The organism is Eudoraea algarum (assembly GCF_050589645.1).
In the GTDB taxonomy this organism is placed as follows: domain Bacteria; phylum Bacteroidota; class Bacteroidia; order Flavobacteriales; family Flavobacteriaceae; genus JBNGOQ01.
In genome coordinates, this window is sequence record NZ_JBNGOQ010000001.1 from 54,410 (window position 1) to 66,852 (window position 12,443).

General features: G+C 43.6%; 13 protein-coding genes. 8 read left to right on the top strand and 5 right to left on the bottom strand.

Annotated elements, in window-relative coordinates; genetic code table 11:
• The first annotated feature begins 318 nt into the window (after nucleotides 1-318).
• From ACRD67_RS00210 to purD, 4 genes are all read left to right on the top strand, one after another.
• Nucleotides 319-1,401 (top strand): DUF1972 domain-containing protein, encoded by a 1,083-nt coding sequence (locus tag ACRD67_RS00210; protein ID WP_430964932.1) that lies wholly within the window; start codon nucleotides 319-321, stop codon nucleotides 1,399-1,401.
• Between the two features lie 86 nt (nucleotides 1,402-1,487).
• On the top strand, nucleotides 1,488-2,837 hold the full coding sequence (locus tag ACRD67_RS00215; RefSeq protein WP_430964933.1) for an exopolysaccharide biosynthesis polyprenyl glycosylphosphotransferase: 1,350 nt from the start codon (nucleotides 1,488-1,490) through the stop codon (nucleotides 2,835-2,837).
• Nucleotides 2,838-2,952: 115 nt separating this feature from the next.
• Nucleotides 2,953-3,939: a UDP-glucuronic acid decarboxylase family protein gene (locus ACRD67_RS00220; protein WP_430964934.1), complete on the top strand. Its 987-nt coding sequence runs from the start codon at nucleotides 2,953-2,955 to the stop codon at nucleotides 3,937-3,939.
• A 59-nt stretch (nucleotides 3,940-3,998) separates the two neighbouring features.
• Nucleotides 3,999-5,270, top strand: a complete 1,272-nt coding sequence (purD, locus tag ACRD67_RS00225) for a phosphoribosylamine--glycine ligase (protein ID WP_430964935.1) — start codon at nucleotides 3,999-4,001, stop codon at nucleotides 5,268-5,270.
• On the opposite strand, the gene ACRD67_RS00230 is transcribed toward purD, so the two are convergent.
• Nucleotides 5,265-5,486, bottom strand: coding sequence for a DUF6341 family protein (locus tag ACRD67_RS00230; protein WP_430964936.1), 222 nt, complete (start codon nucleotides 5,484-5,486; stop codon nucleotides 5,265-5,267). The genes purD and ACRD67_RS00230 overlap by 6 nt on opposite strands.
• Before the next feature lie 39 nt (nucleotides 5,487-5,525).
• On the opposite strand from ACRD67_RS00230, the gene ACRD67_RS00235 reads away from it, so the two are divergent.
• From ACRD67_RS00235 to ACRD67_RS00245, 3 genes are read left to right on the top strand one after another with little or no spacing between them, the layout of a single operon-like run.
• Nucleotides 5,526-6,464 (top strand): hypothetical protein, encoded by a 939-nt coding sequence (locus tag ACRD67_RS00235; protein WP_430964937.1) that lies wholly within the window; start codon nucleotides 5,526-5,528, stop codon nucleotides 6,462-6,464.
• Nucleotides 6,465-6,496: 32 nt separating this feature from the next.
• Nucleotides 6,497-7,099 carry a DUF4254 domain-containing protein gene (locus tag ACRD67_RS00240; protein WP_430964938.1) on the top strand — a complete coding sequence of 201 codons (603 nt, stop codon included), beginning with the start codon at nucleotides 6,497-6,499 and terminating at the stop codon, nucleotides 7,097-7,099.
• Nucleotides 7,086-8,159 (top strand): glycosyltransferase family 9 protein, encoded by a 1,074-nt coding sequence (locus ACRD67_RS00245; protein ID WP_430964939.1) that lies wholly within the window; start codon nucleotides 7,086-7,088, stop codon nucleotides 8,157-8,159. The genes ACRD67_RS00240 and ACRD67_RS00245 overlap by 14 nt, the downstream gene beginning before the upstream one ends.
• 9 nt (nucleotides 8,160-8,168) lie before the next feature.
• On the opposite strand, the gene ACRD67_RS00250 is transcribed toward ACRD67_RS00245, so the two are convergent.
• The 4 genes from ACRD67_RS00250 to ACRD67_RS00265 all read right to left on the bottom strand — a co-directional run bounded on the left by ACRD67_RS00250 (nucleotide 8,169) and on the right by ACRD67_RS00265 (nucleotide 11,274).
• Nucleotides 8,169-8,783: a TetR/AcrR family transcriptional regulator gene (locus tag ACRD67_RS00250; protein ID WP_430964940.1), complete on the bottom strand. Its 615-nt coding sequence runs from the start codon at nucleotides 8,781-8,783 to the stop codon at nucleotides 8,169-8,171.
• A gap of 245 nt (nucleotides 8,784-9,028) precedes the next feature.
• Nucleotides 9,029-10,084: an arsenosugar biosynthesis radical SAM (seleno)protein ArsS gene (gene arsS, locus ACRD67_RS00255; protein ID WP_430964941.1), complete on the bottom strand. Its 1,056-nt coding sequence runs from the start codon at nucleotides 10,082-10,084 to the stop codon at nucleotides 9,029-9,031.
• 30 nt (nucleotides 10,085-10,114) lie between these two features.
• On the bottom strand, nucleotides 10,115-10,450 hold the full coding sequence (locus ACRD67_RS00260) for an arsenosugar biosynthesis-associated peroxidase-like protein (RefSeq protein WP_073178763.1): 336 nt from the start codon (nucleotides 10,448-10,450) through the stop codon (nucleotides 10,115-10,117).
• A 131-nt stretch (nucleotides 10,451-10,581) separates the two neighbouring features.
• Nucleotides 10,582-11,274, bottom strand: coding sequence for a TIGR04282 family arsenosugar biosynthesis glycosyltransferase (locus tag ACRD67_RS00265; protein ID WP_430964942.1), 693 nt, complete (start codon nucleotides 11,272-11,274; stop codon nucleotides 10,582-10,584).
• Nucleotides 11,275-11,630: 356 nt separating this feature from the next.
• On the opposite strand from ACRD67_RS00265, the gene ACRD67_RS00270 reads away from it, so the two are divergent.
• Nucleotides 11,631-12,425: a patatin-like phospholipase family protein gene (locus ACRD67_RS00270; RefSeq protein WP_430964943.1), complete on the top strand. Its 795-nt coding sequence runs from the start codon at nucleotides 11,631-11,633 to the stop codon at nucleotides 12,423-12,425.
• Nucleotides 12,426-12,443 lie beyond the last annotated feature (18 nt).

Genomic DNA, 12,443 nt, shown 5'->3' on the forward strand with positions numbered 1-12,443 from the left:
CATGAAAACAAATGCTTTACCTAAGGTTTTGGTAGCGCCAAACTATTCTAAATAGTAAAACCGTTTGGTAAGAACTCCAATTCTTTTTTACATAAACATTTTTTACGGAAACCCATCAGGGTTGGATAAGGTAAGGTTTAATTTTTTACCGCGTACATATGCCATAAACGCTGCGTTGCTGTTCAGGTTTTCTTTCATTTGCGCGCTGTTTTGGTCAGATGCAGCAAATCTGGGTTTCATGGTGGTGAAGCTCGTATTGTAACCTTCGATAGAGCAATTATTATATTATATTTGCAGAATTATGAAGTTAGACGTTTTATGAAAATTGCAATTATTGGCACGCGGGGCATCCCCAACAATTATAGTGGATTTGAGCAGTTTGCAGAATACCTGTCCCAATACCTCGTTAATCACGGCCATGAAGTCTATGTTTATAATTCACATAACCATATTTATCAGGAGGAGGAATGGAAAAAGGTGAAAATTATCCATAAGATAGATCCAGAATATATTTTTGGGACTTTTGGGCAGTTCATCTATGACTTTAACTGTATTCGCGATAGCAGAAAAAGGGGATATGACGTAATTCTCCAGTTGGGGTATACAAGTAGCTCAATATGGGGATGGTTACTGCCAAAAAAACCAGTCATATTTTCTAACATGGATGGGCTGGAGTGGAAACGAAGCAAATACTCAAAACCCGTTCGTTATTTTCTTAAGTATGCCGAAAGACTTGCTATTAAAACAAGTGATTTTTTGATTGCAGATTCCCTTGGGATACAAGAATATCTATTTGCGGAGTATGGTGAAAAATCAGAATACATTGCTTATGGCGCGGAATTGTTTCATGAGCCTTCGGAACAAATCATTGAAGAATACGGGGTAGAAAAGTATAAATACGATCTATTGGTCGCCCGATTCGAACCGGAGAACAATTTGGAGGTAATTTTGGACGGGGTAGTGGCCAGTAATAGTAATCGGGTTTTCCTTGTAATCGGAAAGCACCAAACCAAATTTGGGCGTTACCTGAAAGACAAATTCAAAGCGCATACAAATATTCGTTTTCTTGGCGGCATCTTTAACATTGAACATCTTAATAACTTAAGACATTGGTCCAACCTATATTTTCACGGTCACTCCGTAGGGGGTACAAATCCTTCTTTATTGGAGGCTATGGCATCTAACAGTTTCATCATTGCTCACAACAATGCGTTCAACAAAGGTGTTCTTGGGGAGGATGCCAAATACTTTAATAGCTCGGAAGACGTCGCGCTCGCAATGGCTCTGAAAAAAAGCGATCACTTGAATTTTCTGGAGAGTAATCGGAATAAAATAGACACTAGTTTTACGTGGAATATTATCAATAAAAAGTATGAAGATTTTATGTGTAGTAAAATCTAGGCACCCACGGTGAGCTGTTTGGTCTTTGGACCAATTTCAGAATTAAAAAAGGGAATTACCAGAACATTTTTATTTATTGTCGACAAATGTTTTTTACCAAAGGAAGATACTCAGGTTTTATACATCCGATTTCATTTTTTTTGGATTTGGTGGTCATCAATCTATTTGCGTACTATTTACCCATACTCTTTCAATTTCCCATACTTTTTCATAGCTATATTTCCTTGGCATGGGTTATAATTTCGTTTAAGAATGAATTTTACGAGATATATCGCTTTACCAAGGTGACCCATATTTTGAAGCTGTTATTTAGGCAATTTGTGTTTTTCTTTTTAACCCTTTATGCTTTTATAGGGTTCTTTAAACAACCTAATATTAGTCGATTGAATCTGGGAATTTTCTTTTTGTCTGTCTTTGTTTCGGTACTTGTATTAAAATTTCTGAACTATTACCTTTTGATGCAATACCGGGCAAAGGTAAAGGGAAGCCTAAGGCATGTGGTGGTAATCGGCAAGAACAAAAAAACAGATCAACTTGTTAAAATGTTCAAGAAGCATGGCGAATATGGGTATCATGTCATAAAACAGTTCTCGCCTAAAAAATCTGGTTTTGACATGGAAGAATGTCTCAATTTCATTCGGGACAATGGCATAGATGAAATTTATTGCTCCGTAAATGATTTAAAAAACAACGAAATTGGCCGGTTTGTGAACTATGCGGATAACAACCTGATAAATTTAAAATTCATCCCGGACAATCGAGAAATATTCACCAAGTATTTGAAACTTGATTATTATGAATATTTCCCCATCCTTTCGCTGAGGGAACTGCCCTTGGACGATCCCTTCAATCGATTTTATAAAAGGTCTTTCGACTTTCTGTTTTCCCTGTTTGTGCTGTTGTTCTTTTTGTCCTGGCTCATGCCGATAATTGGGTTATTGATTAAATTGGATTCCAAGGGCCCTATCTATTTTAGACAAAACCGGCCGGGATTCAAAGAGGAAGGATTTGGGTGTTATAAATTCAGGACCATGGTCGCCAATGAGAGCACTGAACAATCCGCTACACGAAATGACCCAAGGATAACAAAATTAGGGGCGTTCCTAAGGAAGACAAGTCTGGATGAATTACCGCAATTCGTAAATGTCTTGATTGGACAAATGTCAGTGGTAGGACCACGGCCTCATTTATGGCGACAGAACCATGAATATGGAACAACAGTGGGGAAATATATGTTAAGGCATTTTGTTAATCCAGGAATAACTGGTTTGGCTCAGGCCAAGGGCTTAAGAGGGGAAATTGAGAGTGATGATGAAATTATCAATCGCATACGATATGATGTTTTCTACATTGAGAACTGGTCGATCCTATTGGATATCAAAATAATTGTTCAAACGTTTTTAAACGTTATCAAAGGCCAAGAAAAGGCGTATTAGGGGACAAACATTTTGTTTATCCCAAAAAAGTGGTTTTATACGGAAATAATTGGTAGGCCGGCATTACATTTCTACTTTTGTGACTTCTTCATAAACTCTATTTCGAACATAACGAATGAAAAAAGTATTGATTACCGGAGCGGCCGGATTTTTGGGGTCGCATTTATGCGACCGTTTTATAAGGGAAGGATGCCATGTGATCGCCATGGACAACTTGATTACCGGCGACTTAAAGAACATAGAACACCTTTTTAAGCTCGAAAACTTTGAATTCTACCATCATGACGTCACCAAGTTTGTCCATGTTCCTGGCAAATTGGATTATATCCTTCATTTTGCCTCTCCAGCAAGCCCCATTGACTATCTGAAGATTCCTATCCAGACCCTAAAGGTGGGGGCTTTGGGAACGCATAACCTATTGGGACTTGCCAAGGAAAAGGGGGCTCGCTTTATGATCGCCTCAACTTCGGAAATATACGGGGATCCTTTGGTGCACCCACAGACCGAGGAATATTACGGCAATGTGAATACTATTGGCCCTAGAGGGGTTTATGATGAGGCGAAACGCTTTCAGGAGTCCATTACCATGGCCTACCACCGGTTCCATGGCCTGGATACCCGTATTGTTCGGATCTTTAATACCTATGGCCCACGTATGCGCCTCAATGACGGTAGGGTTATCCCGGCCTTTATGGGCCAGGCCCTGCGGGGCGAGGACCTTACGGTGTTCGGTGACGGCTCGCAAACACGGTCCTTCTGTTATGTAGATGATGAGATCGAAGGAATCTATAGATTGTTGATGAGCGATTATACCTTACCGGTAAATATTGGCAATCCACATGAGATAACCATCAAGGACTTTGCAGTGGAGATTATTAAATTGACGGGTACCGATCAGAAAATTGTCTACAAACCGCTTCCCAAGGACGATCCCATGCAACGCCAACCGGATATTTCCAAAGCCAAGGAAATTCTGGGATGGGAACCCAAAGTGGGCAGGGCCGAAGGCATGAAAAAAACCTTTGACTATTTCAAGACCCTATCACAGGAGGATCTGAAAAGAACGGAGCATCGCGACTTTTCGGACAGGAACAAAAAGTAATTCAGAAATCGGAATTCAGAACTTAGAATTGTTCTATTTTTGCCCAAAAATGGAATAGCATGAACATTCTTATCCTCGGGTCAGGTGGAAGGGAACACACCCTGGCCTGGAAATTGGCACAGAGCCCCAAGCTCAACAAACTCTTCGTAGCACCGGGCAATGCGGGCACCGCGGCCATAGCGGAAAACGTACCCCTTGGGGTCAATGATTTCGAAGCACTGAAAAAAACGGTACTTGCCAAACAGGTAGATATGGTCGTGGTAGGACCTGAAGACCCTTTGGTCAATGGAGTACACGATTTTTTCCTTAACGATGCCGAACTCAAGGATATTTCAGTAATAGGTCCGCAAAAGGCAGCTGCCACCTTGGAAGGCAGCAAAGAGTTTGCCAAGGAATTTATGGAGCGGCATAACATCCCTACGGCGGCCTACCAGAGTTTTACCGCAGATAACTTAAAAGCAGGCTTCGCCTTTTTGGAGACCCTGAGTCCGCCCTACGTGCTTAAGGCCGATGGTCTTGCAGCGGGCAAGGGCGTGCTGATCCTTAACGATCTGGAACAGGCCAAAAGGGAATTGGAAATTATGCTGGTAGGGGCAAAATTCGGGCAGGCAAGCGCCACAGTGGTCATAGAAGAATTTTTAGCCGGAATTGAACTCAGCGTATTTGTGCTTACCGATGGGAAGCACTACAAAGTCCTGCCCACGGCCAAGGACTACAAACGGATCGGTGAGGGGGATACCGGACTGAACACCGGCGGCATGGGCGCCATTTCCCCCGTGCCCTTTGCAGATAAAACCTTTATGGAAAAGATCCATGAACAGGTCGTAAAACCTACCGTAGAGGGCCTGCAAAAGGATGGCCTTCCCTATAAGGGGTTTATCTTTATAGGCCTGATAAAAGTAGGTGAAAACCCCTATGTTATTGAGTATAACGTGCGCTTGGGAGATCCGGAGACGGAGGTGGTCATTCCCAGGATACAGAACGATCTGGTAGCGGTGTTCCAGGCCGTGGCCGAGGAACAGCTCGATACCATTGACTTAAAAATCGATGACCGCACGGTGACCACGGTAATGACCGTATCGGGCGGATATCCTGAGACCTACGAAAAAGGGATGGAAATCAGTGGTTTTGAAAATATAGAGGACTCCTTGGTTTTTCACGCGGGTACGCGACAGAAAGACGGTAAGGTTGTGACCAGCGGTGGAAGGGTCATGGCCATAAGCTCCTACGGGAACAATTTTAGGGAAGCCCTAAAAAAATCCTATCAAAACATAGAAAAACTGCATTTTGACAGGATGAATTATCGTAAGGATATCGGATTTGACCTATAGGTAGTCATGCGCGGTAATGCTCTTATCCTCCTCTCCGGCATCATTGAATTTCTTTAACTCAAGCAACCAATAAATCATTGCTACAAAACCAATGATGGCCAACAGCCAGTTGAAGGCGTTTGAGGCCCACCAGTTCTCCATAAACCGGAAAAAATCAAAAGGCCAAAAAAGGCTATTCACAAATAAATCCTCGATGCCTTCAAAAAATGCTCTCATCTTAATTATATTTACTCCACAAAAATATAAAAACCCTAGATGATTTCAAGCATTTTTGGAAAAACAAAGCCAATAAATTACATCATCCTGCTGGGTTTCCTTTTTGCCTTCTACTGGACCATGCATTTTTTTGTGTTCCAAAAGACCTATGGCCCCGAACCTTTAATGCTACAAATATTTGTTCTGGGCATATTGCTCTTTAGCATTTTTTGGGTGAATTTTATTGTAAAACGCAACAAAATTACCGGCACAAACTCCTTCGCCATCCTATTTTATACCCTTTTAATGGTGGTTTTCCCAGAGGTTTTACTGGACAACAATGCCATTTTTTGCAGTTTCTTCCTCTTATTGGCCACGCGAAGGCTATTGAGTATAAAATCATTGAAAAATATTAAACACAAAATTTTTGATGCCACCCTGTGGATCGGCCTGGCCAGTTTGTTCTACGATTGGGCCCTGCTTTATCTCATTTTGGTCTTTGTGGCCATTTCCTTCTATGAGGCCAAGAACATCAGAAATTGGCTGGTGCCTGCGGTGGGTATCTTTACGGTTTTTATGATTGCGGTGGCGGTGTTGGTCTTGTCCAACAATCTAGCTTTCTTGGCAGACCATTATGTTTTTTCCCTTGAATTCAATACCGCATATTTTTATGATTGGGAGAACAGCACCAAATTTTTGATATATATTTTCATCGTGGGCCTGGCAGGGATCCTTACCTTTCTCAAACTCGGAAAATCAGGCCTGGGAAGAATTGTAACCGTACGGTTAATTGCCATTTCCTATGGTTTGGGCCTACTGCTTACCTGGTTAAAGGCTTCCTTCGATGTTTTCCCTATTATGGTCACCTTCTTTCCCGCCGTGGTTTTCATCACCAGTTATGTGGAAGGGATCAAAAAACCTAAAATCAGGGAAATGGTACTGATACTTACTATTTTAGTGCCCTTTGTGCTACTACTCAGCCACCTCATGATAAAATAAATTGGGGTATCTTTGCCAAAATATTTCGATTCATGTTCAGCGAATTTGCCTATACGATTTTTGAAAAGTGCATTACGGCCTATCATGTCAAGGATGATGTTTACCAAACTTTTGAGAACCCTTATCCAAAAGAGGATATCGCCCATCTATTGTACCGGAAAAATTGGATAGATACCGTACAATGGCACTACGAGGATATCATACGGGACCCGGATATTGATCCGGTCTCCGCGCTCGGGTTAAAACGCAAAATAGATGCCAGCAATCAGGACCGTACAGACCTGGTAGAGTATATAGATAGCTACTTTTTAAAAAAATACCAATCGGTCCAGATTAAGCCGAATGCCACTATAAATACGGAAAGCCCTGCTTGGGCCATAGACCGGCTCTCCATCCTGGCCCTGAAGATCTATCATATGCAGGAAGAAGCGGATCGAAAAGACGCGTCCCCGGAACACAACGCCAAATGCAAGGAAAAACTGGAAGTATTGCTGGAACAAAAAAGGGATCTGTCCACAGCCATAGACCAGCTCTTATCGGATTTTGAATCAGGGAACAAATTCATGAAGGTCTACAAGCAAATGAAAATGTACAATGACGAGGAACTAAACCCTATCCTCCGTGGCCAAAAATAGTCAGCTTTCCACGATAAAAAAACCACCGAAACACCTTCTTGTCATCCGTTTTTCGGCTATGGGCGATGTGGCCATGACGGTCCCTGTGCTCGCGGCCCTTACAGAGCAATACCCGGAAGTAAGGGTTACCGTGCTTACCCGGGCGTTCTTTGCCCCTATGTTTGCACAGATTCCAAACGTATCGGTCTTTGCTGCCGACTTGAAGGGAAGGCATAAAGGTGTGGTGGGACTCTGGAAACTATACCAGGGGTTAAAACCTTTATCGGTGGATGCAGTGGCCGACCTGCACAATGTGCTGCGGAGCAACATATTAAAACGCTATTTTCTCCTTGGGAAACTTCCTTTTGCTCAAATAGACAAGGGAAGACCCGAAAAAAGACACTTAACAGCAGCAAAAAATAAAGTTTTTGGCCCATTGATATCCACCCACCAACGTTACGCCAACGTGTTTGGCAAACTAGGGGTTCCGATTCAGTTGGACAAGGCATCTCCTTTGGCCCGACAGCCATTGTCGACGAGGGTTTTGGAAATTGCAGGAAAGGATGCCAAAAAATGGATAGGCATAGCACCTTTCGCGGCCTTTCAGGGGAAGGAATACCCATTGGACCTCATGGCAGATGTAATCCAACGCATAGCGGACACCAAGGCCTATAAAATGTTTTTTTTCGGTGGTGGGACAAAAGAAAAGGATATCTTGGATCAATGGGTAACGCGTTTTGAAGACGCGGTATCTATGGTGGGACAATGCACTTTCGAAGAAGAATTGGTCTTGATCTCAAATTTAGATCTCATGCTGTCCATGGATAGTGGCAATGGACACCTCGCTGCTATTTATGGAATTCCCACCATTACACTTTGGGGTGTTACCCACCCCTATGCGGGCTTCTATCCGTTTAAACAGGACAGTGGCTATGCGCTCTTGGCCGACAGGGGAAAGTATCCCCGGATTCCTACCTCTGTTTATGGAAAGAAACTTCCCAAGGGGTATGAAAAGGCCATGTACACCATTTCACCCGAAGCGGTTTTTCACAAGATTTTGGAAGTTCTGGATAGTGCGTAATGTTTTTCCCTAGGCGATTTCCTTTTGCTTTAACAATTTGAAGTATTGTCTCAATTGCTGCATGTATTTGTATCGAAGCGTCTTGCAGTTACCGTCTACCATCAGGGTGCGGATGCCTATATAGGATGAGATAAGGTATACGGCAACACCTTCACTATCCACATGTCGATCCACATAGCCGTCCGATTTTCCTTTTTGCAGGATGGAAATCAGATTTACCTCCCATACTTTAAGGATATCCTTTAAATAGCGCATAATCTCAGGATTTCTACGGTTGAACTCTGAAATAAAATTGCTCAGGACAAAACCGTAATCCATTTCGTTGTGTTCCGCCGTTTCCAAGGCGTTCTCAAAACAGTTGGAGATGACGTTGAACGGGTCTTCCTTGCCTTCAATAGGTTCAATGAGCATACTGTACACCTTCTGGACAATGAGGTTCTGTACAATGCTGATGAAAAAGTCTTCCTTGGATTGAAAGTGGTAGTAGAAAGCTCCTTTGGAAAGCGATAGGTGCTTTAAAATGTCATCAATACTGGTGTTGTAATACCCTTGCTTATAAAACAATTCAAGGCCAGTGACCTGCATTCGATGCATGGTTGCCATGCGTTTTAGATTTTTTTCCATGAGATTTGGGTTTTATGAAAAAAGACGGTTAAGTCTTTAACAAAGAACCTGCGAATCCATGGTTTCCTAAAGATTTAAGGATATACGAGGTCAAAAACTCGTTAAAATGTCATAATCGGGACGAACAACACCCGGAAATGAAATTAGAACCGACCACTTGGTCGGTAAAAAAGCTCGACAAACGGATGCTGGGACCCAAACGGGGATTCAAAAATCCGGAAAAAGAGCCCTGTAACCTAGAAATTTTAGGCCACGGTACCCTGGCAACTGCTACCCGCTCCGGCTGTACATCCATAGCAGTGTTGGGAAATAATAATATTCCGGTCCTGGAGAACGTCCTCGTTGTAATCTTTAATGTGCTTTACCTTGCTGGCCACCTTAAGATCCAACATCTGGTTAAAATCGCAATCGTAGAGCCATCCGTCCCAACTTATCGAAATGGTATTGGTGCACATCACATTGGCCACGGCTTCCGGATTATAGGCCTCTACCAGTGCATACATATAGTCCTCATAGTTTTCAGAGGCGATCAGATAATCCAAAAAGCGGGAAATGGGTAAATTGGTAATGGCGAAAAGCTGGTGAAAATCAATGTTGAAATCTTCCTTTAGCGCTTTTTTGAAATCCATTTCCAATGCTGCCTGGTCCCCGGGAAGAAAGGCTCCTGAGGGGTTATACACCAAATCCAGGCGTAGTTTGCTGCCGGGCATGCCGTAACCAACGGCATTGAGTTCCTGTAGTGCTTTTATTGATTTGTCAAAAACGCCATCGCCTCGTTGTTTGTCCGTTTTTCCCCTGGTATAATGTGGCATGGAGGAAATAACATGTACGTTGTGTTTTTTAAAGAACTCGGGAAGGTCGTAGTATTTTTTGTTGGCGCGGATAATGGTCAAGTTAGACCGGACAATAAAGTCTTGGATTCCTGCCTTGGCCGCTTCTTCCACAAACCAACGGAAATCTGGATTCATTTCCGGAGCTCCGCCTGTAAGGTCCAGGGTATGGGCACCGGTATTACGAATTATCTCAAGACATTGTGCCATAGTTTCCCGGGTCATGATCTCCTTCCTGTCCGGGCCGGCATCCACATGGCAGTGTTCACAGACCTGATTGCACATATAGCCCACATTGATCTGCAATATCTCCAGTTTTTTTGGCCGTAGTGGAAACTGGCCAATATTGGCAATTTTGTCCTTAAAAAAGGGCAGCTCACCTTCGGCAAAGATACCTCCGTTCAGGATTTCCAATTGTTTGTTTGTCTCGGCCAGTTCTTCGTGTCTCGCCTTTAGTGATTTTGTAGCCATTTTTTTGTTTTTGCAGGGCCAATGCCTGCGTTACATGGATAGTTTGTTGTATTTGTTCATCATTTGCACCCCATGGACCAGGGTGGCACCACTTTCTATGGCGGCCCCGGCATGTACCGCTTCCATCATTTCCTCCTTGGTAATTCCCCGCTGCAGGCCATCCTTGGTATAGGCGTCTATACAGTAAGGACATTTTACCACATGGGCCACGGCGAGTGCGATAAGCGACTTTTCCCTAGCCGATAGAGCGCCCTCCTCGAATACCTTGCCATAATAATCAAAGAATTTGGTTCCGAGCTCTTCGCTCCATTCGGTGATATTCCCGAATTTTCTCAAGTCTGCGGGATCATAATATGAATTTGCCATTGTTTTCTGTTTAGTGACGAATAGTAATAAGGGTAAAAACTTATTGGAATTAGTATTTCATTGACCTGAAACAGGGCAAGATTGAACACGTTTCCAACAATAAAATCGGACGTTGAATAATCCGCTTAAGTCTAGGAATGAAGAAATACTGGAGACCCCTTGTTGTAATAGGTCTGTACGAGATAGGAATCGATAAAGGACTGGGAGAAATGAAATAGATGGCGGGCACAGGCGAGCAAATTACGAATAAGCCCTTGGAGTGCCTTCCCAAGGCGATGGCTATTCGCCAAAACCTGTAGATCGGACAGTGCATCCAAATCCGAAAACCGCTGCAACCATACCAATCGGGCAGGAAAAGTACCTAGAAACTGGCCTAGCTGTTTGGCCAAGGTAGCAGTCTGCCAGGGCAAATGCAAAAAATGGGAGACGTCAAATAAGGCTTTCGTGATTCCCATCAAATAAAAACCACCGTCCAACGAGGGTCCCAACACCGGTCGGCCCGATTGTAAACAAGCGTAAGCTTCCAGAATATGGGACTTGCTAAGTTCCGGAGTGTCATTGCCCAGGGTGATGACCGCATCATATCCCTTGTGAAACACAGCTTCAATGGCGTTGGTAAAGCGTTCGCCAAAGGAACCGCCCAATTGCTGGTCTTCCGAATAGTGAAAATAGGGAAGCCCCGTACTTTTCACTGTACGCAAGGTTTGTGCCGTAAGCATATCGAACAGCTGACCATCTTGGACAAAGGTCTTGTGCTTTAATTCCTCCTTGGAGGAATTTGCAAATACCAAAATAGCCGTGGTATGTGAAAAAGAAGCTTGCATAAACCTGTGGTTCACCGGTAAATTTACAAAGAATTTAGTCGCCAAAGCGTTTTCGCAATTACAGCTCTGGTTAAATTTAACAAACAGGCCCCTTTTTGGAAAAACCAACCAAATGGTCTTTGACCCAATAGTTCATGTCCTCTTTTTTGTTCTGGAAATAGGGTAAAAAAATAACAAAACAGGATAAAGAGCTACTTAGTTGCCATGGTATGGCGTTCAAAAGAGCGCCGCCGACCGTATGGTCTGTAAAATCTTCGTCAACGATTGTGCCCTACAGGCGTTTTGGTGCAAAAACACCGTATTTTTGTACACCTATACACCAAGGTGAACAAGAATCAAGCTGAAGGTTCAATAGCATGGGAGAAGTAAGGTCTAAAATCAAAAAATCAGAGTCCGTTGGCCTGGTGCTTTCGGGAGGAGGTGTCCGCGGAATGGCCCATATCGGGGTTATCCGTGCCATGAATGAACTGGGCATATCGGCTGGAGCCGTTTCCGGTAGCAGCGTTGGAGCCCTGATAGGTGCGCTCTATGCCCAAGGCCATACGGTAGAGGACATGCTCCTGTTTTTTAAAGAGACCCCGCTGTTCAAATACAACTTCCTTACCATAAGCAAACCGGGGCTTATAGACACGGATAAATACGTCGCCTTGTTCAAGGATTATTTTCCCCAGGATTCCTTTGAAGCCCTGGACAAGGAGCTGCACGTCGTGGCCACCAATCTGCAGGAGGGAGATCAGGCGTTCTTTTCCTCGGGCGAATTGATCCGTCCCTTATTGGCCTCAGCTGCTCTTCCCCCGGTTTTTAGCCCTGTTCTCTTACAGGGCGAACTCTATGCAGATGGGGGTATTATGAATAATTTTCCTCTGGAGCCCCTTATGGACACCACTGATTTTATCTTGGGAAGCAATGTATCCATTGTAAGTCGACTCCCCAAAAGATCGCTGAAGAACGCCCTACAGCTCACCGGGCGCGTCACCGGGCTTATGGTCTATGCCTCCAGCAAGGAAAAGATAGGGGCCTGCGATATCCTTATTGCGCCGCCAGCCCTGGAAAATATTGGCATTCTGGACAGAAAAGGAATGGAAAAGGCCTACCTGATCGGGTATGAAAATGCCATAAGGGCCTTGGACAAAGCGCTTTTAACGGATTAGTTGGGGCAGGCCACAGGA